The sequence below is a fragment of the Chlorobiota bacterium genome, assembly GCA_016710285.1.
Lineage (GTDB): Bacteria > Bacteroidota > Ignavibacteria > OLB7 > OLB7 > OLB7.
In genome coordinates this window covers 1943785-1963614 of the sequence record JADJXR010000001.1, presented here as the reverse complement: position 1 = coordinate 1963614, position 19830 = coordinate 1943785, and the positions used below count along the sequence as shown (strand labels likewise).

13 protein-coding genes are annotated in these 19830 nt (G+C 58.3%); 6 read left to right on the top strand and 7 right to left on the bottom strand.

From position 1 onward, the window contains the following. Positions 1 to 132: 132 nt before the first annotated feature. Positions 133 to 2022, bottom strand: a complete 1890-nt coding sequence (locus tag IPM61_07010) for an ABC-F family ATP-binding cassette domain-containing protein (GenBank protein MBK8911064.1) — start codon at positions 2020 to 2022, stop codon at positions 133 to 135. Positions 2023 to 2856: 834 nt separating this feature from the next. Here IPM61_07010 and IPM61_07005 point away from each other — a divergent pair. The 3 genes from IPM61_07005 to IPM61_06995 all read left to right on the top strand — a co-directional run bounded on the left by IPM61_07005 (position 2857) and on the right by IPM61_06995 (position 7172). Then, positions 2857 to 5454 (top strand): AAA family ATPase, encoded by a 2598-nt coding sequence (locus IPM61_07005; GenBank protein MBK8911063.1) that lies wholly within the window; start codon positions 2857 to 2859, stop codon positions 5452 to 5454. A 198-nt stretch (positions 5455 to 5652) separates the two neighbouring features. Further along, entirely contained in the window at positions 5653 to 6150 is a 498-nt protein-coding gene (locus IPM61_07000; protein ID MBK8911062.1) for a hypothetical protein, read from the top strand. Positions 6151 to 6350: 200 nt separating this feature from the next. Then, positions 6351 to 7172: a hypothetical protein gene (locus IPM61_06995; protein MBK8911061.1), complete on the top strand. Its 822-nt coding sequence runs from the start codon at positions 6351 to 6353 to the stop codon at positions 7170 to 7172. A 112-nt stretch (positions 7173 to 7284) separates the two neighbouring features. On the opposite strand, the gene lexA is transcribed toward IPM61_06995, so the two are convergent. From lexA to IPM61_06980, 3 genes are read right to left on the bottom strand one after another with little or no spacing between them, the layout of a single operon-like run. Next, complete coding sequence (lexA, locus tag IPM61_06990; protein MBK8911060.1) at positions 7285 to 7926, bottom strand: repressor LexA; 642 nt, start codon at positions 7924 to 7926, stop codon at positions 7285 to 7287. A 53-nt stretch (positions 7927 to 7979) separates the two neighbouring features. After that, positions 7980 to 8504, bottom strand: a complete 525-nt coding sequence (locus IPM61_06985) for a DoxX family membrane protein (GenBank protein ID MBK8911059.1) — start codon at positions 8502 to 8504, stop codon at positions 7980 to 7982. A gap of 49 nt (positions 8505 to 8553) precedes the next feature. Beyond that, positions 8554 to 9291: a rhodanese-like domain-containing protein gene (locus tag IPM61_06980; protein MBK8911058.1), complete on the bottom strand. Its 738-nt coding sequence runs from the start codon at positions 9289 to 9291 to the stop codon at positions 8554 to 8556. 181 nt (positions 9292 to 9472) lie between these two features. Here IPM61_06980 and IPM61_06975 point away from each other — a divergent pair, with 181 nt between their 5' ends. Together IPM61_06975 and IPM61_06970 are read left to right on the top strand one after the other, a co-directional pair. Beyond that, on the top strand, positions 9473 to 9868 hold the full coding sequence (locus IPM61_06975) for a cytochrome c5 family protein (GenBank protein MBK8911057.1): 396 nt from the start codon (positions 9473 to 9475) through the stop codon (positions 9866 to 9868). Positions 9869 to 9914: 46 nt separating this feature from the next. Further along, positions 9915 to 11558 (top strand): VCBS repeat-containing protein, encoded by a 1644-nt coding sequence (locus IPM61_06970; GenBank protein MBK8911056.1) that lies wholly within the window; start codon positions 9915 to 9917, stop codon positions 11556 to 11558. A 34-nt stretch (positions 11559 to 11592) separates the two neighbouring features. Here IPM61_06970 and IPM61_06965 read toward each other — a convergent pair whose 3' ends face one another. Further along, positions 11593 to 12606: a D-alanine--D-alanine ligase gene (locus IPM61_06965; GenBank protein ID MBK8911055.1), complete on the bottom strand. Its 1014-nt coding sequence runs from the start codon at positions 12604 to 12606 to the stop codon at positions 11593 to 11595. Between the two features lie 250 nt (positions 12607 to 12856). On the opposite strand from IPM61_06965, the gene IPM61_06960 reads away from it, so the two are divergent. Further along, positions 12857 to 13789 carry a CoA transferase gene (locus IPM61_06960; GenBank protein ID MBK8911054.1) on the top strand — a complete coding sequence of 311 codons (933 nt, stop codon included), beginning with the start codon at positions 12857 to 12859 and terminating at the stop codon, positions 13787 to 13789. 73 nt (positions 13790 to 13862) lie between these two features. Here IPM61_06960 and IPM61_06955 read toward each other — a convergent pair whose 3' ends face one another. Together IPM61_06955 and IPM61_06950 are read right to left on the bottom strand one after the other, a co-directional pair. Continuing rightward, entirely contained in the window at positions 13863 to 15407 is a 1545-nt protein-coding gene (locus tag IPM61_06955) for a hypothetical protein (GenBank protein ID MBK8911053.1), read from the bottom strand. 157 nt (positions 15408 to 15564) lie between these two features. Further along, on the bottom strand, positions 15565 to 19143 hold the full coding sequence (locus IPM61_06950) for an SBBP repeat-containing protein (GenBank protein ID MBK8911052.1): 3579 nt from the start codon (positions 19141 to 19143) through the stop codon (positions 15565 to 15567). Between the last annotated feature and the right edge of the window lie 687 nt (positions 19144 to 19830).

Genomic DNA, 19830 nt, shown 5'->3' with positions numbered 1-19830 from the left:
CGCAAGGCAGCGGCAGGCTAAAGACCTGTTATCAATCCCGACAAAGGTCGGGGCCGCTACCGGCGAAGCCGCCGCTACCGTGCGGCTCCAACTAAGCCAGAGTTGATATAAAGGCCTTCGGTCTCCATTCCCCTATGCCAGTTCTGCCAGTTGGCTCCATCGCTCCATGCGTTCCTCAAGTTGGGCGGTTAGCTGGGCCAGTGCTTGGGCCAATGCTTGGGCTTGGGTGTAGTCGGCGGTGGAAAGTTGCTGCTCGATCTCGCGCTTCTGTTGCTCCCCTTGCTCAATCTCCTGCTCCAATCGGTCCAGCTCCTTCCGCTCCTTGTAGCTGAGTTTGCGCGGGGCATTTTGGGGGATCGCGGCTTGCGGCTCTTCGGTTCGCGGTTTCGGTTGGGGAGTGGTTTCGGCGGCGGCAGCAGCGGCTTCGCGTTCCTGAATCTCCAAGAAGGCCGTGTAATTCCCCGGGTACTCCCGAATCGTCCCATCTCCTTCAAATCGGAACAAGTGGTCCACGGTGCGGTCAAGGAAGTAGCGGTCGTGGCTTACCACAATCAGCGTTCCGCCAAATCCATCTAGATAGCTTTCTAAGGTTTGCAGGGTGGGAATATCCAAGTCATTCGTTGGCTCATCCAGAATCAGCACGTTCGGGACCGACATCAGGATGCGGAGCAGATAAAGCCGCCGCCGCTCCCCTCCGGAAAGTTTCCCAATCGGCGAGTACTGCATCCCGGGCGGGAAAAGGAATCGCTCCAACATCTGGCTTGCGGTGATGATGCTTCCATCGGCAGTGGTGATGTTATCGGCCACCTCGCGGATATATTCAATCACCCGTTGCTCATCGTTCAAGGCGCGGCTCTCTTGGTCGTAGTAGCCAATAACCACCGTCTCCCCAACGGTGATCGTCCCTTCGTCCGGCGTTGTCCTTCCGCTGATGATCTCCATCAACGTGGTCTTTCCGGTTCCGTTCGGGCCGATAATTCCAACAGACTCGCCAGGCTGAAGGATGTGGGTGAAATCGCGCAGCAACCAACGCCCGCCGTACTGCTTCCCAACGCCGTGAAGCTCCACCACTTTGCTCCCCAGCCGCCGCGAACCAACGGCAATCTCCAGCTCCTCCTGTTTCCGTTCGCGTGGGGCGGCCATCAGTTCGTTGGCGCGGTCAATGCGGGCTTTCTGTTTGGTGGTGCGGGCTTTTGCGCCGCGCCGCAGCCATGCCAGCTCTTGGCGGATCAGCATATCCCGCTTGTGGCCCTCAACTTCGCGCCGCGCCGCTTCCTCCTCTTTTTGGGCAAGGTAGTATCCGTAGTTCCCGGCATAGGCCTGGACCTTTCCGCCATCAAGCTCGATGATGCGGCGGGTGACGCGGTCCAGGAAGTAGCGGTCGTGCGTCACCAGCAGCAACGCGCCGGCGAACCGGTCAAGGTAGCGTTCCAGCCAGTTGATGGTGTCGGCATCAAGGTGGTTGGTGGGTTCGTCAAGGATCAGAAGGTCGGGGCGTTCAATCAGGGCGTGGGCAAGCGCCACCCGCTTCCGCTCCCCCCCCGAAAGCGTCCCCATCAAGGCCGCCGTGTTGGTGATTCCAAGCCGGTCCAGGATGATCTTCGCCTCGGTCTCCAAGCTCCATCCCCCCGATGCTTCCAACTGCGCTGCAAGGTCGGCCACGCGTGCCAGCAGTGTTGGGTCATCCCCGTTGGCGGCAAGTTGTTGGCAGGCGGCTTCGTACTGGTGCAGCTGTTGCATCACCGCAGTGCTGGCGGCGAAGATCGTGTCCAGCACGGTGGCTTCGGGGTTGAACGGGGGGTTTTGGGAAAGGTACCCCACCACGGGGTTTCCGCTGAACATCACCCGCCCGGTTTCGGGGGGTTCCTGGCCGGCAATCACCCGCAGCAGGGTGGTTTTGCCGGACCCGTTCGCGCCAATCAGCCCCACCCGCTCGCCAGCTTCTATCGAGAAGGTGACACCGCTAAACAGCGGCTTAATGCCGAAATCTTTTCCGATGTTTTCTAGCCCAAGAATAGTCATGGCGGCAATCTACATTCCCTCCCCCAATTCAGCGGCTGCTGCGGAAGTCTGTTACGTGGCGGGGGGGCCGATTTCTCCGGTGCATGCAAGTAGGGTAGCCGGTGTTAGATTACAAAAGGCAGAACCATTGGCAGAGCAGATGAACCGATAGCTTCATCTGCCCAACCAAGGAGAGCTTCGCCATGAAATAGAGCAACCACTGAGGAAGGCAGGCGAAGAATGAGGCTCAAATTCAAAGGAAATGGAGGATTGGGCAGTGGATGGCTTAGCAGTTTGCAGAGAAAAAATAGACCCTTGCAGAGAGATTGCAGAGAGATGACTCTCATATTCAAAGCCCAAACCTACCACACTGCTGCCATAGAGGTCATAGAGATAGTGGTTGCCTGTTTCAAAAGCAGATGCTCTTGCCGGTGAAAGAATTGAAGAGGCTGAGTTCCCCTAATTCTGGTTTGGCATTGCGCAAAGCAAGTGAATACACCGTATGCCTATCCCCCCCATTTTTTTCTAAAACTCCAGCAGTGCTTGGCTGTATATTGAGGCGCGGAGGGGGGGAGCAGTGGCAGAAAGATTTTTTGGGGGATGGTGTTACCAAGCTCTGCGGGCCGTGTCCCTGCCCCAGAGTGTGATGTTTCGAGAGAAAGAGGTCCCGAACGTCACTGCTGAAAAGAGGAACAGGGGGAGGCATCCGGGGTACGCGGCTGCACTGAATTTCCGGTTCAAACGTTAATCAGGGTGCATTGAGGGGAAGAACAACCACAAACTTCACGCCATCGCCTGCCACGCCGCCAATCAACCAACATTGCGGAACGGGCGAGGAAGGATCAAGAGAGAGCAATGGATCAAGGCAATTTTTCCAACCGAGTCAACGATGTTATCCGGCTTAGCCGCGAGGAAGCATTGCGCCTGTGCCACGATTACATCGGCACCGAGCATCTGCTGTTAGGCATCATCCGCGAAGGGGAAGGGATTGCCGTCAAGATTCTCCGTAATCTTGGCGGGGACCTTTTCAAAATCAAAAAAGCTATCGAAGACACCGTCCGCTCAACCGGCGGGACGCTCACCATCGGCAATATTCCACTAACCAAACAAGCCGAGAAGGTGCTGAAAATCACCTACTTGGAAGCGAAGCTCTACAAAAGCGACGTGATCGGCACCGAGCATCTGCTGCTGTCGCTGCTTCGCGACGACGACAACATCGCCGCGCAGATTCTTAGCCAGTTCGGCATCACCTACGATGCGGTCCGGCAGGAGCTTGAGAATATCCATTCCGGCAAAACCCCGGGCAGCCCAGAGAAAGGGGCCAGCAGCGAAAAAGGACGCGGCGGGAAAGAACGCCAAGAACGGGTGAAAACCCCGGTGCTGGACAACTTCGGTCGCGACCTTACGAAGCTGGCCGGGGAGGAGAAACTGGACCCGGTGATTGGCCGCGAGAAGGAGATTGAACGGGTGGCGCAAATCCTTTCGCGCCGTAAAAAGAACAATCCCGTGCTGATTGGCGAACCTGGTGTTGGCAAAACCGCCATTGCCGAAGGACTAGCACTCCGGATCGTCCAGAAAAAAGTCAGCCGGGTGCTGCACGACAAACGAATCGTCACGCTGGACCTTGCCGCGTTGGTGGCCGGAACCAAATACCGCGGCCAGTTTGAGGAACGGATGAAAGCGGTGATGAACGAGTTAGAGAAAGCAAAAGATGTGATCCTGTTCATTGACGAGCTTCACACGATTGTTGGCGCGGGGGGGGCAAGCGGATCGCTGGATGCCTCCAATATGTTCAAGCCGGCGCTTGCCCGTGGCGACATCCAGTGCATCGGCGCGACGACGCTGGACGAGTACCGCCAGTACATCGAGAAGGATGGCGCGTTGGATCGCCGGTTCCAGAAAATCATGGTGAACCCGCCATCGGTGGATGAAACCATCCAAATCCTTTCGAACATCCGGCAGAAGTACGAGGAGCATCACAACGTCCGCTACTCCGACGAAGCAATCAAGGCGTGCGTCCACCTTTCCGAACGCTACATCACCGACCGGTTCCTTCCCGACAAAGCGTTGGATGTGCTGGACGAAGTTGGGTCCCGCGTGCATCTTGGGTCCATCGTCGTCCCCAAACATATCCTTGACCTTGAAGGGAAGATTGAGGACGTGAAGCAGCAAAAAAACCAGGTGGTGAAAAGCCAGAACTACGAAGAAGCCGCGCGCCTTCGCGATCTGGAGAAGAAGCTGCAAGCCGAGCTGGAATCGGCAAAGGAGGATTGGGAGTTGACCGCAAGCGAGCGGGTGGTGGACGTGAACGAGGAGAACGTGGCCGAGGTGGTGGCGATGATGACCGGAATCCCCGTGACGAAAATCGCCCAAGAAGAATCCGCCAAACTGCTTCGCATGGCCGATTCGCTGAAGCAGCAAGTGGTGGGCCAGGACCAAGCAATCGAGCAGTTGGCAAAGGCAATCCGCCGCGCCCGCGCAGGGCTGAAAGATCCAAACCGCCCAATCGGTTCCTTCATCTTCTTGGGGCCAACCGGCGTTGGCAAAACCGAGCTGGTGAAAGCCCTTGCCCGCTACCTGTTCGACAGCGAGGAGGCACTGATCCGCATTGACATGTCCGAGTACATGGAGAAGTTCTCCGTAAGCCGCCTTGTGGGCGCGCCGCCGGGATATGTGGGCTACGAAGAAGGGGGCCAGCTTACCGAGAAGGTTCGCCGCAAACCATACTCCGTGGTTCTGTTGGATGAGATCGAGAAGGCTCACCCGGATGTGTTCAACATCCTGCTGCAAGTGCTGGACGACGGCATCCTGACCGACAGCTTAGGCCGCCGCGTTGATTTCAAAAACACGATCATTGTGATGACCTCCAACGTTGGCGTGCGCGACATCAAAGCCGGTGGGCCAATGGGCTTCACACTGGCGCAGGAACGCGACAAGTACGACGAGATGCGCTCCACCATCGAGGAGTCCATGAAGCGGTTGTTCAACCCAGAGTTCCTGAACCGTGTTGACGATGCCATCGTCTTCCGCCAGCTTACGCGTGAGGATATTTTCAAGATCATTGACATCCAGACGCGGCAGCTTCTGAAGCGGCTGAACTCCATGAACCTGACCGTGGACATTGATGACCACGCCAAGCTCTTCCTTGCCGAAAAAGGGTACGATGAGAAGTACGGAGCACGCCCGCTGCGCCGCGTAATCCAGCGGTATATCGAGGACGAATTGGCCGAGCTGGTGCTGCGCGGGGAATTCACCGAAGGTGGCCACGTCCGCATCGGCTTCGACGTTGAGCATGGCACGCTGACATTCAACAAAGCTGCCGAGGCCCAGCTGGCCGCACCGGAAGCCACGCCCGAGCCGGAACCAGTTGCCGAGCCAACCCCCACGGAGCCAACGGCGGAGGAACCCCCGCCAACCAAACCAACCCGCCGCCGCAAAGGGAACACCGAATAAGCGGAAAACGTGGTTGAATCGAAATCAAAAACCTGGGCGCGCATGGCACACGCGCCCAGGTTTTTTGTTAGCTTGCGCCCCGCTACCATGTGAGATACCTGCCCGCAACACCGATGAAGTAAGGACACCGCGCCGCTGCCCAGCCATCAACATCAACGAACTTCAGCAAACCATCCAATAACTGTCCACACTCTCCGCATGAAACTGCACCGCATTCTTCCTCTCCTGCTCCTGTTGGGGTTTCTCACCGTCGCCGCACCCTCGGCATTTGGCCAAGTACAGGGATATGGGCTTGGTCCCAAAATCGGGTTGTATCTGGATCAAGGGCGATTGATGGTTGGGGGCTTAGGAGAATTCCCCGTTGCCGCAAATACCTTTTTCGAGCCTGGGGTCGAGATCGTTTTCGGGATTAAAAACACCACGCGCCTTGTTGCGGATCTGAATGGCCGCTACACCTTTCTTGTGAAAGGAGCTTCCATCGAGCCGTTCATCTTAGCAGGCATTGCTGGCCGCATTGATCTTTACGAAGCAACAGGGCAAACCTTTACCGACACCGGCTTCCGGCTGAATCTTGGCGGCGGCGTGACGGTAAACCCGCGGTCGCTGATGCAACCCTGGGCCGGCGTTAAAATCTTCCTCCTTGATGACACCGGCACCGACTTAGCATTGCAGGGCGGGGTGAATTTCTACTTCTAACCCCACCCCCACCGATACCAGAAAAAAGAGGAGCGGACACTTTTCTAGGGTGTCCGCTCTTTTTTTTTTCGCGTTACCGCCCGAGCAGGTTTTCGTGACCGCGTGCCATTACCTTGTTCCCCACGTTACAACAACGGCATCCCGAAAGCGGATGCCACAATGAAACCAATGACCACAACCACGAAAAGGAGAACACGAGAATGAACGTCTGGAAAACCATCCGCACTGCGTCCCGCGTCACGCCGCACCTTGCTTGCTTTCTTGCACTGTGGGGGCTAAGCGGAACCGCCGCACAGTCGCAGTTTGCCGTAACCGGGGCCGCGCTTTCTGCCGATCCCACAAGCTACAACGGACCTTGCCCCGGGGTTATCAAGTTCAACGGGAAGATTGCCGCAAACGGGCAGGGAACTGTGAAATATCAGTTTATCCGGAGTGATGGCGGGGTGGGGGCGGTGCAGACGCTGGTCTTCACCGGCCCGGGGTCGAAGCCGGTCAGCACCACATGGACGTTGGGGGGGCCGTCGCTGCCGGAGTTTGCTGGCTGGGAAGCAATCAAAATCCTTTCCCCCAACCCAATGGAATCCAACCACGCGGACTTCAAACTGGTTTGCGCAAACACCACCAAGCCGCAGCGGACAAAGCAGGCCGACATCACCAGCAAGCGCGGAATAAAAGTGGGGAACAAGTTCGCTGCATGGGGTGGCACGCTAAAACTGGACAAGACCGACGTGTACTTGGAGTCGAACGGCAATTATGCTTTCAACATCTCCTACGATGTCGTCAACGCTGGAAGCGTGAATGCTGGCCCGTTCGCCAACCGGTTCCGCTCCGACATGGGAACACTGATAACCCAGCAAACTGCCGTCAGCGTCAACGCCAGCTCAGCCGAGCAGATCAACACGCAGGGGTATCTGCCACAAGGGGATCACATGTATAAAATGTCCCTGGACGACGGCAACGTGGTGGCCGAAAGCAACGAAGGGAACAACACCTTTTCGGTGAGGATCATCTTCAACCCATAAGCCGATTGGGTACGGAGTAGGATTTCTGAGAGGGGAACAGCAAGGTCCCGCATTTTGAGGAGGTGCGGGACCTTGTTCTATTTTTTGCTCCGCCCGATTTGCCCTGCCCGATTTACGGGGATGATGATCGCTTCACCACCCGCAGCACCCCTGTCACCTCACCCATAATCTGCACATCCTCCATCTCCGCCATCCCCAATTTTGGATAGTAGCGGTTGGCCGATAGAAGGTGGTGGCCATCGGGGCTGCGGCGGCGCACAACTTGGTCGCTTCCAACAAGGGCAAACACTAACGCACCGCTTGGCGGGTTCGGGTTTTGCTGAACCACCACGTAATCCCCTTTCAGGATTCCCTCCTTGTCCATTCCGTCGTCGGCCACCACGGCAAGGAAGGCGTTGCCGGTGGGAACAAGCTGCGGGTCCAAGGCCAGCACCCCTTGCGGATTCAGGAAGATGGAGAAGGGATTGGAGGCTTCCCCTTCGCCAACAATCGGAAGTTTCTTCACCCCTTTGCTTTTGGGGTCGGCTGGGGGGGCTTGGTCCGTTAGGGCAATTCCGCGAGCGGTCCCGCGGCGGCGGATGATGTAGCCTTTCCGCTCCAACACGTTCAACAGATCGTTCACCCCGTTGGTGGATTTCATCCCGAACTTCGCCCCAATCTCAGGAATCGTCGGCGGCGCGCCTTGCTGCTGGATGCAGGCGCGGATGAACTCGTAAATCTCATTTTGCCGAGGCGTTAACGATATGCGAACCACAGAAATGAAGCCTGAAATATGGACGATACAGAAGCCAACGCGGCGGCCCCCCCTTAGGATTGCCAGTTTCGGTTGAGCGTGCGGTCAAGGCTGAAGTAGGAGCGGGGGAAGTAGATCAGGAAGATGGAGGCCGCAAGCAGCCCCAAATTTTCCAGCACTTTTGGCCAGCCGACTTTCACCCCACCCTCGCCGTTGGCGTTGCCGAAGCAGCCGCAATCAATCTCCAACCCCTGCGCCATTGCCCAAAGCACCGCGCCGATAAACAGCAAAAGCAGCGCACTGCTCAGCAACGCGCTTCCCCGCACCGCCACGCCAACAATCAGCATGATGCCGATGGTGATCTCCACCCAAATAAACAGGAGCGCGGCAATGTTCACCAGCGAGAGCGGGAGCAATCCGTAGTTGTAGATATTGTGGCCGAACTGCTCGATGGCCCCTAACTTCCCCGCCCCCGCAATCAGCATCACAAACCCCACCAGCAACCGCGCAGCAAGGGAAACGGCTTGCGCCCACGCGGCATCTTCCGGCCTGGGTTCTACCGCAAGTGGATCGGTGCCGGCGGATAGGTAATCGTTCATTGGTTCTTGTTGTTTTCGTGCTTGGATTGCTTGTTCAATGGCTGCTTGATTATTTCGTGACCAGCGGGTAGCCACGCTCGCGCCACTCGGCTTCGCCGCCGGTATAAACCACCACGCGGGTGAAGCCCATGGCCACCAAGTTGTTGGCAAGCTCGTGGCTTAGCTCGCACAAGCCGCCGTTGCAATAAACCACGATCAGGGTGTTCAGATCGCTGGCGGGAAGGTCGTTGATATGATGGCGAAGCTCTTCAGGGAAAATATTAATGGCCCGTGGGATATGCCCTTTGGCGTACAGATCCGCCGGGCGTGCATCTATCCAGAACCCTTTCTTCCGGTCGAACAGCATCTTGGCTTGGTCGGTGGTGATCTCCTTCACCGTCCCTTTCTGCACGCTCTCCACCTCTTTCACCTGCGCTTCGGCGGCTTGCTTGGTGCTGTCGGCAATGGCTTTGCGCACAGCCGACACGGAGTCTTCAATCCGTTTTTTCTCCAGGGCTGCAAGTGCGGCCAAGCTATCTTGATGGCGCTGGGCCGTGCTGTCGTGGATGGCCGTGTCGCTGGGAACGGTGGAAGAAGTGGACGGAGCAAGGGGCGCGCCCAGCGTGGTGTCCCCGCCAAGAAGCTCCTCGTTGCTGATTGCCGGCCCCTGCGGCATGGTCCGGACCCAGGGCACGCCAGTGGCGGAAAACCAATTGAACCCAATGGCAATGATAACCGCCGCAAGCAGCAGGCCACGTGCTTCGCGCACGGCCTTGAGCCACGGATTGGTGGGAATGTTTTGCGTCATCTGGAGAGTTGATGAGAAGTTGATACCGGTGTGCGCCGGGAACCGCTGGCTGAAGAAAGGCCGCTGCATGGACGCAAAACCCCGTTGGGACATTGCCTGCCAGAATCCATACCAGCCAAAGCAGCCGCGGAAAACTTACGCAGGCCGGTAATTTTTGCGATCCCTTATTCGTTTCTTTGGCATGAAGATACTGCGTCCTACTCTGTTGGTGGCATTTGCGGCCGCAATCGTTGGGCTGGCGGCGATTGCCGCCAGCCCAATGGTTCGCCCCGGTCCCGTAAGTGAAGCTACGGACACGATGGTTACGCCGCCAACACCACGGCCCACGCAGCAGCCAAGCAAAGGGGAAGAAATCTACCTGCTTACCTGCCGTATGTGCCACGAAACTGGAACGCAAGGCGCGCCCCGATTGGGAAATCAGGAGGAATGGAAGGAGCGATTGCCCAAAGGGCGCAAAACCTTGCTGAAGCATTCGCTGGAAGGGTTCGGCGCGATGCCGGCCAAAGGGGGCCACGTGACCTTGACGAAAAAGGAGGTCTCGCTTGCGCTCAACTTCATGCTTGCGAAACTGCGGTAAGAACCACACACGCACACACACGAACATCACACCGAACGCCTCACTCATGCCAATTCTACCTCCTGCCGCCTACCCTGTTCGTTCGGTCATCGCAGCCGGTGCGTTGCTTGCCGTGATTCTGTTGGCTGCGGTTGGGATGCCCGCCCCTGCAACCCAGACAGAGCCTGCGGCCGCCACGCCGCGCACCCCTTGCAATGCCTGCCACGAAGAAGCCACCGCCACCCGCGTTGGCGATGATCCCAAAAACTACCTGAACGCCAAAGCAGCTTTAAGCAAACAAGCGTGGGCAAAAAATATCCACCTATCGCTCCGCTGCGGCGGATGCCACCTTGTTCCCGAGCCAGAGTTGCTGGAGCGGGAGAGTTGGTCCGAGGCGATGCAGCACATGATGACCGTCCTTCGCGATCGCAAAATGGCTAACTACAGCGACAGCGTCTGGTTAGAGGTGCTTCACTACTACTACACCTTCAGCCCCCAGCACCAGCCGCAGCTTGCTCCCGATCCGAAGGCATCGCCGATAGCGTTTTCCGCGCAGCCAATGGGCCAAGCGATTGACACTTCCAGCCGCCCAGCTATCGGCCATGTTCAGGTGGTTGATCTGGACCGCAATGGCCAGAACGACGTGCTGGTGTGCGATGCCGGTGGCGAGCTGCTTTCATGGATTCACCGCGTTGGAACGGCCTGGCGCGAGGACACCATTGCCCAGCTGCCGCACCCGGGCCACGCCACGGTGTTCGATTTTAACGGCGATGGCGCGTTGGACATCGCCGTTGGCTGCATCGGCAGTATGTCGCCAACGGATGCCCCGGTTGGCACGGTTGGATTGCTGATCAACGACGGCGCGATGAACTTCAAAGGGAAGGTAATTCTTGACTCCGTTGGCCGGATTGCCGACGTGCAGCCGGGGGACCTTGACGGCGACGGCGACACCGATTTCTCGGTTGCCGATTTTGGATATCTGAACCGCGGCGGCATTGGCTGGCTTGAGCAAACGAAACCTGGGGAATTCCGGTACCATTCCCTCACAAGAAAGGCCGGGGCCATTAACGTTCCGCTGGCCGATTTGAACAGGGATGGCCGGCTGGACATCGTGGCGGTGACGGCCCAGGAGCACGAGGAAGTAGCGGTGTTCCTGAATGGGAAGAAAGGGTTCAAAGAGACGATCATCGCAAAAGCTCCAACGCCCAGCTACGGATCATCGGGCATTCAACTGGTGGATATGGATCGCGATGGCGATCTGGACATCCTGTACTCCAACGGCGACAATCTGGACCTTCCCACAATTGTGGTCCGCCCGTATCACGGGGTGCAATGGCTGGAGAACAAGGGGAAACTGAAGTTCGTTGCCCACGATCTTCTTCGATACTACGGAGCCTACCGCGCCGAAGCCACGGACCTTGATGGCGACGGCGACACCGACGTGGTGGCCAGCAGCCTGTTCAACGATTGGAGCGACCCCCACCGCGCAAGCCTGATCTGGCTGGAGAACAACGGCAAGCAGAAGTTCACCGGCCACGGCATTGCCACCGCGCCAACCCATCTTCTAACAATCGCCATTGGCGACCTGAACAATGATCGCCTTCCCGACATCGTTGGCGGGGGGATGCACCTGTTCCCCCCGTACGACCGGCTGGGCCGCGTCACCCTTTGGCGGAATGCTGGCTACAACAGCAGGCCCGGAAAGCGATAAAGGCTTTCGCGCCATGCCGCGCCCCTTCGATTCTTCACCCCTCCCTTTTCGACAGCTGGATAATCCGCTCGCACAGTTCTTGGTAGCTCATCCCTGCCGCCGCCGCCGCTTTGGGAACAAGGCTGGTGGCGGTCATTCCCGGAAGCGTGTTCACCTCCAAGCAGAACGCCTGGCCGTTGTTATCCAATCGGAAATCCACACGGCTGTAGCCGCTGCAACCCAACGCAGCGTGGGCACGCCGCGCAAGCTCCTGGACCTCCTCGGTCAAGCTGCGGGGCAGGTCCGCTGGGCAGAAATATTCCGTGCGTCCGGCGGTGTACTTGTTCGCGTAATCGTAGATGCCGCTCTTGGGGCGAATCTCCACAATCGGCAACGCCTCCTCCCCCAAAATCGCCACCGTCAGCTCGCGCCCGGGGATGAACTCCTCGAACATCACCGTTGCTGAATAATGCCCCGCTAACTGGAACGCAGGCTCCAACCCGTCGGCATCGGCAACGATGGAAAGACCCACCGTCGAGCCGCCATCGTTTGGCTTCACAACCACGGGGAAATCGGTGTACTGCTCAACGCGGTCCCGAAGCATCGCCGCATCTAACTGGCCCCGGGTGGCCTGGAACCAGCGTGGCGTGGGGATGTCGTAATGCTCCATCACCCGCTTGGCCATTGCCTTATCCATCGCCAGCGCGCTTGCCAAAACGTTGGACCCGGTGTAGGGGATTCCGCGAAGCTCCAGCAAGCCCTGCACGGTTCCGTCCTCCCCCGGCGCGCCGTGCAACGCCAAAAACGCAACGTCAATATCCTGCGGCAACGATTGCACCGCGGTGATAATCGCGTTGTTGTTGAAGCTGGCCAGCTCCGCGTCGTCAGGGGCCAGTTCGGTGGGGAGATGGAGGTTGCTGAAGGAGGTTAAAGCATCGGCTCCACGGGCGATATCATACAGGCGGACGGTGTGGCCGGCGGCAATCAAGGCCTCGGCAACGCCTTTGCCGCTGGCCATGGAAACATGACGCTCGGGCGAAGTGCCGCCAAGCAAAACAGCAATGTTCATGCGTGTGTGTGCGTGTGATTGAATGGAAGGTGTGCGTAAAGCTACAAACTTGCCTAACTCTCGCGCTGCCGCCGCAAGCGTTACCGGCCTGCTGGCTTCGCACGCGCTCCTCACCACCGATTGTGCCAAGCAGGGAACCCGAACAAGCCCGCAAAGCAACGATCCAGAAGGCTCTCCGGTTTTTTGTACTTTCGCCCGCAGCCAATCCAGAGGGCTTGGCGATTGAACGTATCAGCATTCCCCGCTTGGCATGACGATTATTGACCTAACGTGGCGGCTTCCCGGCCCGCTGGCAACTTACTACCTGGCGCAACAAGGGATGGAGGTGGTGAAATATGAGGACCACCACCACCGCGACCCGTTTCTGAAATGGGGATGGGACCCCGCTTTTGCCGAGGTCTATCGCGCCTTCCAGGCCCCGAAACAGCTTCGGCTGATTGACTTCGGCACCGCCGCCGACGTTGCCCAACTGCACGAAGCAATCCACCAGGCCGATGCCGTGGTGATGGGGTTCCCTCCGCGAGTGGAGGAGAAGTTGGGGCTAAGCCCCCAAGCGATTGCGGCAAACTTCAGCGGAGTCTGCTTCACACGCTTGGGTTTCCGCCCGGGCGATGACCACTCGGCCCATGACCTTAACACGCTGGCGCAAAGCAACCTGCTGAAGATGCACATCCTTGACCGCACCGATGACATCATCGCGCCGCCATTGCTTCCCGTTACGGGGATGTTCTTCAGCTACCATATCGCCGTCACCGTGCTGGCAACGGTGATTCGCCAAAAGGGCCAGCAGGAGCCAATCCAGAACTGGTGCTACTTGCAAGACGCGGTGGATCAATCTACCAATGCCTACTACCCCGCTCCCCTGCAAGCACGCACCCCGGCAACCTTCCTCCACAACGGGCGATTCCCCTGCTACAACATCTACCGAACTGCCGATGGCGGATACCTTGCGGTGGCAGCGGTGGAGCCAAAATTTTGGGAACGTTTCCGCAGCTTAACCGGGCTGACGATGCTGGGGGATGACGATGGATTATCGCACGGGGAGCGCGCCGCCCACGTGAAGCAACTGATTCTGGAGGTGGTGAAAAGCCGCACCACCCAGCAGTGGCAAGAAATCTTTGCCGGACACGACACCTGCGTTGATTTGGTGGAACCGTGGGGGAGCGAAACCAACGGCGATTAGCTTCCAACCAACGCCCGCTTACTCACTCACCCGGTTCTCCACCTCACGTTTGCGCGTGCGGCCCGCATGCTGATTATCGAGCCACCACCAGCGGGAGCATCTTCTGTTCCTTTCCAACACGGACAACACAGGTGAACGCGCCGGAAGGGAGGTCCTTCGGCAGCGCGATGGCGTGATCCCCGGCGGGAAGAAGCGTTGCAGCCAGCGGGACGGCAAGGATCGTTCCGGTTGGGTCGGCAACCAGAACCTGGACCGCAGCGGGGGCGGGAAGCCGCAACGCAAGGGAAGCGGAGCCGTGGGAAGGATTGGGGGAAATCGCCGCAGCAAAGGAGCGGAGTTCGGCAAGCTCTTCCACCGCCGTTGTGGGGTCCTTGATGATTCGCAGCCGCGCCGGCCGGGTGGTGTCGGCTCCGCACTGGTTGCGGAACACAACGCGGTACAAGGCTCCGCTATCGGTGGCAGCAATGGCGGATGTTTTCAGGCTGGTTTCCACCCGCCCGTTTGCTTCGGTACGCGTGCTGTTGGCAAACGGGACCCAGGTTTTCCCATCGTCCACGCTCCCTTGCCACTCCACTTCCGGCAACGGCAGCCCATACGATGCGGCGCTGAAGGAGACCAATCGCCCCTGGTTGGCGGCGGTGTCGCGTGGGTTGGCGGCCACGGTTGGCTGGGCATACAGAACGAACGTGGTGTCGGTGGTGTCGCTCACGATTGGGTTGTTCGTCAGCTGCACCCGCACGCGGTAGTTCTGGCTGGGAGCTTGTTGCAGCGTGGTGTTCCACGTGTAGGTTTCGCTTTGCAGCACGGTGGCCAACGACTTCCACGTTCTGCCGCTGTCGGGGGTGTACGTCAGGGCGTACTGCGGTTGCCCGGTGAACCCTTGCAGCTTCCAGCGGATGGTGATTGGCTGGCCGGCGCAAGTAACTTCGCCGCCGTTTGGTGTGGTAATCTCCAACCACGTCACGGTCAGCTTTGCGGATTTGCTGGTGTCGGTTCCGCATTGGTTGGTGAATCGGGCGCGGTAGAGGTTTCCATCCATTTTGGCATCAACGTAGTAGAGCGTCAACTGCTCGGTCTCCACCCCCACGGCCTGATTTCCCGTCACCCGTTTCCATGACTTCCCGGTGTCGGCGCTTACCTGCCACTCCACTGCCGGCTTTGGCCACCCGCTGGTTTGCGCGGTGAACACAGCGTGGTTGTTAACAGGGATGGAAACGTCAATCGGCTGCTGCGTTGGCGTTGGTGGGCGGTTGATGCGGAAGCTGCTGCTGGTGTCGGCAAGCCCGCCGCCGTTGCGCCGGACGATAATGCGGTACATCGAATCGGCCTTGATGTTGACCGGCACTATCCATTGGTAAGAAGTCCCAGTCACCCCCGGAGCAATCACGTTGTAGATCACCCCGCCATCGCTGGATAGCAGAATATCGAACGTCTGGCCAGCGTTTACCGTGTCCCACGTAATCGTCTGGAAGGCACCGGCGCACCATTGCGTGCCAGGGCTGGGAGCGGTGATGGTAATCGTAGAATCTTCTTGGGCAGATACCGCTACGGAAGAGAGAAGCAGAAGGAGAAGCAGAAGGAAGCATTGCCGGAAATGGAGCATGGTATGTTGCAGCACAGAAATGATTGATTGGTTGAAATACTGACCTTCCAAAATAACCCGCCAGAGCGGTCGTGCGGAAGTCACGGAACGTTGCGTAACCAGAACACAACAAAGAGCCAAGCCGTTACCGGCTTGGCTCTTTTGCTGTCAACAAGGATTTCGAACTCTATCGCTACTTCACGATCTGCACCTTCACCGTGCGGCGTTGGTTGCCGAACAGCAGGGTGCAGGTGTAGGTTCCGTTTGGCAGCCCGGCTCCATCAACCGTGAACTGATGCGCGCCGGCATTCAGCTCCCCTTCGGCAATGCGGCGGACAAGGCGGCCGTTCACGTCGTTCAGCAGCACGCGGACTTTTCCGCTGCGTGGAAGGTTCATCGCCACCACCAGATCGCCCGCCGCTGGGTTTGGCGAGGCGGAGATGGTAAGGCCGCTTGTGCCAGCATCCATATCATCAACCCCCGATGGATTGAACGAATAGACAATCAGCGTTGCCGGGGCGGTGGTGTCGCTTCCGCACTCGTTGATAAAGATTGCCCGATACATGGTTCCGCTGTCGGCAGAGTTTGCGCGTGCCAAATCGAATTGCGAACGGACGCGACCCAAGTCGGTGATTGTGCGTGCGCCGCCATTAACGTTCGTCCACGTCTGCCCCTTGTTGGTGCTGATCTGCCACTGCACTTGCGGTTCCGGCAATCCACCGGCTTCGGCAATGAAGGAGGCTTTCTCAAAAAGCTCAACCGATGTGTTGCTTGGGTTGCGCGTCACCACTGCTTGACCGTTAACGGTGAAGTTGGAGTCGCTGATGTCAATCACCGCGCCGCTGGTCAGCGTGACGCGAATGCGGTATTCGGTGCTTGGTGCAAGGGCACGCGGCAGCGTCCACTTGTAGTCGTTGGCAAGGATGCCGTTGACGATGGTTGCCCACGTCTTGCCGCCATCGCTGGATGCCGCAAGGTTATAGACCGGCGAGCCGGTGTAGTTGGCAAGCCCCCAACGGATATTCATCGTGCTTCCGGTGCAGAATTTCTCCCCACCATTTGGTTCCAACAGCGTCAAGCCAACCACCGTCAGCGATGCGCTTGTCGTGGTGTCCGATCCGCAAAGGTTGCTGAAGACCGCACGGTAGATCGTTCCGTTCTGGCTCACTTGCAGGTTGTGCAGCGTCAGCGTTGGGCCGGTTCCGTTCGGGACATCGGTCCAGGTTTGGCCGCCGTCGCCGCTTACTTGCCACAGGGCCGTTGGCGCAGGAATGCTTGCCGAGCCAGCAAGGAAGGTTGCCGTTCCGCCAGCGGGTTGCACGGTGTTCCCGGGCTGCAACGTGATTTGTGGAAGGGAGCTGATCGTGAACGTCATATCCCCCAAGTCGCTGTAGGAACCCAGCACTGGGTCGCCACTTTCTTCCACCCGCACGCGGTATGCAATGCCCGCCTTTTGGGTTTTGGGAATCGGCCATTCGTAGAAATGGTCACGCACTTGCGAGGCCAGCAAGTTGTACGTCTGCCCGCTGTCGCTGGAGATATACACGTCGAATGCTGGGATGCCGGAGCTTTCCCATGTGATCTGCTGGGTGGTTCCGGCGCACCATTGCTCAAGCCCGTTCGGCGAAGTCACCAGCACGCCCGGGAGCTTTGTGATGAACACATCTTTCTTGTCGCCGAAGGTGGTTTGGTAGGCTCCTTCGGTGGTGGGATATGCCGTCGAGCGGGTGTGGCCCGTCACGTAAATGTCCCCCATTTTGCTGACGATGATTGCGGTTGCGGTGTCCGCTTCCTCGCCCCCCAAGAACGTGCTGTACAGAAGCCCACTTCCATCCTGGGTCAGCTTCGTGTAGAAGGCATCGCCTTGATAGTTGAGCGGGTCCTCGCCGGTGGTTTCAAACTCGCTATCGTAATCGCCGATGCGCACCGGGAAGTTCACCGATCCGGTGAATCCGGTGATGTAGGCATATCCACGGCGGTCCACGTAGATTCCGGTTCCGCCGTCGCCGGTAACGCCGCCCAAGTAGGTGCTGTAGGCAATGGCCGTTCCGGTGGGATTGAACTTGGTCACGAAGGCATCGCCGTAGGTGTTGTTCGGATCGTTGCCAGCTTGGTTATCCTGGAACGCTTTCTGGGAGGTTGGATAGTTCAGCGAAACCGTCGAGCCGGTGATGTACGCGCTGCCGTTGATGTCAACCGCGATGTCTTCCACCATATCGTTGGCCGTGCCGCCGATTAACGTGGAGAACTCCATGCCGGTGCCGGCTCCGTTCAGCTTCGTGACGAACACGTCGCGCGCGCCGCTCACGGTGTTGCGGTAGGCTCCCGCAGCCGAAGGGAAGCTGCTGCTGTCGGTGGTTCCGGTGATGTAGGCGTTGTTGCTGGCATCCAGCGCGATTGCCACACCGCGGTCGCTTCCGGTTCCCCCGATGAACGTGGCATACGCGCGGGTTCCGCCAGCGGTCTCCAACTTCAAGGCAAAGGCATCGGTTGCGCCGCCGCCATACGTTGGTTTCCAGAATCCCGTGGTGTTTGCAAACCCTGCGGTGCAGCTTCCGGTGATGTAGGCGTTGCCAAATTGGTCAAGAGCGATGTCGCTTGGCGTGGCGCTCAGAAGGTAGGTGCTGTAGGCCGGGGCAGTTCCGTTTGCGTTCAGTTTCAGCACAAAGCCGTGTGTTCCCGACGTTGGCGGTGTGGTCTGGTACGCACCGCCGGTTGTTGGGAAGTTCGTTGAGCTTGTGGTTCCGGTGATGTACGCATTGCCGCCGCCATCAACTTCAATTCCGTAGGCGATATCCTGGCCGGAAGCACCGATAAAAGTGGAGTAGAGGAGCGTGTCCCCCGCGGCACTGATTTTTGTGACGAACGCATCGCGCGAGCCGCCACCATACACCGCCGAATAAGCCCCAACCGATGTGGGATAGGTGGTGGATTGGGTCATGCCGGTGATGTAGGCATTCCCCGCCGCGTCGGTCTTGATGTCCCACGGCGTTTCCATCTCGCTGGTGGCGATGTAGGTGCTGTACAGCAACGGGTCAATCACCAGTGGTTTGGTGCGGTCGTAGCTGCCAAGCTGGAAGCCGAGCGTGCCGTCGTCGTTCTGGCGGAAGGAGCAAGCAACTGGCTGCTTCACGTCGCCCACCATCTGGTAAGCGAACAGCCCACCCTGGTGGATATTGATTCCAACCGAGGTCTGATAGACCGCTTCGCCAGCGCGATTTACCGTGACATTTCCGCTTCCTTCGTAGGCGATTTTCACAACCGATGGGTCGCCACCCGCGCCAACAATCAGGTCGTAGCGGGGCTTCCCTTCGTCCAAGTAGAAAATGGCTTGAACCTTCTCATACAGGCGGCCAATGGCCATTGCGCTGAAGCGGCGGACGTTGGTTGCCCATGCCGCAGGGTCATTCCCCAAAAGGTAGTTGAACGTTCCCGGAAGCGGCCCCATGCCAACGGCTTGCGCACGGTTGCCCGCCCCCACAAACTTCATCTTCACCACTTCCCCCTCCACCTCTGTTTGGGCTGCTGGGTTGACGCGATAGGCATCGTAGGTGATGCCGTCGTTGTGGATCCAATAGTTCAGCCCCGGGGTTTGCATCAGATAGCGTGCTTCGGCGGGCCATTGACCCCGGTTCTCGATGTAAGAAAGCCGTGCCGATTGGGCAATCAGTTGCGGCGTGTGGGCGGTTGCCCCGCCCTGCTGTGCGGTTGCCGATGCCGACACCATGACGGCAAGAAGCAATCCAAGAAGAGAAAGTCTCCGTGAGTTCATCAGATGTAGTCCTCGCGTTGTGTGCTATGTGTCTCTGCGTTCGTTGTACAGTTCATGGCAGCGAATCATCGTAAGTTCAGATCGGGAGCGTGTGCTTGCCAACGCCGTTTGCAGGCCGGCACGATAGTAGGCAGAATTTGCTGCGCGTACAATATCCGGCGAATTTCCTAATTCATTACCGTATGTGCAAGGATAGGAGCAAATGAATTGCACGCTGCACAGTTCGTTGCGGTTCGGAAACCAACAACCTAACACCAAACTTCCCATGCTTCAACGCCTTCTTCTACTTCTGATGATAATGCCGGCCACCGCCATTGCGCAGCCCACCGACCCCTTGTTACGCCGTGCCGACGATGTCCAGAAATGACTAGTGCAAGCCATCAGCTACAGCAAAAAGGTGTTCGCATGAATAGTAAAAACGGAAGAGGGAAGGATTTCATTATGAGGAATTTTATAGAAGGGTTGGGGATGAAATAGAGATTTTTTTGAAAGTATCCCCGTTTTTACTTTGCAACGTGCGCGAATGCACACCATTTTCAGCGGCCTCTCCGTTGCGTTCCCCCTATCTGATTTTGTAACTTCGCACGTTCGTTCCTACCAAAAGGCGTTGGTGGGGTCGTAACGCTGCTACGAGCCGAACCATAACAGTCGCTCAGAAGCGTCCCACAGTACCGGCCAAACCTGCAC

Excerpts from the sequence above, each read along its gene's own strand:
- IPM61_07010 (MBK8911064.1), bottom strand. The coding sequence starts at position 2,022 with ATGACTATTCTTGGGCTAGAAAACATCGGAAAAGATTTCGGCATTAAG.
- IPM61_07005 (MBK8911063.1), top strand. The coding sequence starts at position 2,857 with ATGGATCAAGGCAATTTTTCCAACCGAGTCAACGATGTTATCCGGCTT.
- IPM61_07000 (MBK8911062.1), top strand. The coding sequence starts at position 5,653 with ATGAAACTGCACCGCATTCTTCCTCTCCTGCTCCTGTTGGGGTTTCTC.
- IPM61_06995 (MBK8911061.1), top strand. The coding sequence starts at position 6,351 with ATGAACGTCTGGAAAACCATCCGCACTGCGTCCCGCGTCACGCCGCAC.
- IPM61_06985 (MBK8911059.1), bottom strand. The coding sequence starts at position 8,504 with ATGAACGATTACCTATCCGCCGGCACCGATCCACTTGCGGTAGAACCC.
- IPM61_06980 (MBK8911058.1), bottom strand. The coding sequence starts at position 9,291 with ATGACGCAAAACATTCCCACCAATCCGTGGCTCAAGGCCGTGCGCGAA.
- IPM61_06975 (MBK8911057.1), top strand. The coding sequence starts at position 9,473 with ATGAAGATACTGCGTCCTACTCTGTTGGTGGCATTTGCGGCCGCAATC.
- IPM61_06970 (MBK8911056.1), top strand. The coding sequence starts at position 9,915 with ATGCCAATTCTACCTCCTGCCGCCTACCCTGTTCGTTCGGTCATCGCA.
- IPM61_06965 (MBK8911055.1), bottom strand. The coding sequence starts at position 12,606 with ATGAACATTGCTGTTTTGCTTGGCGGCACTTCGCCCGAGCGTCATGTT.
- IPM61_06960 (MBK8911054.1), top strand. The coding sequence starts at position 12,857 with ATGACGATTATTGACCTAACGTGGCGGCTTCCCGGCCCGCTGGCAACT.
- IPM61_06950 (MBK8911052.1), bottom strand. The coding sequence starts at position 19,143 with ATGAACTCACGGAGACTTTCTCTTCTTGGATTGCTTCTTGCCGTCATG.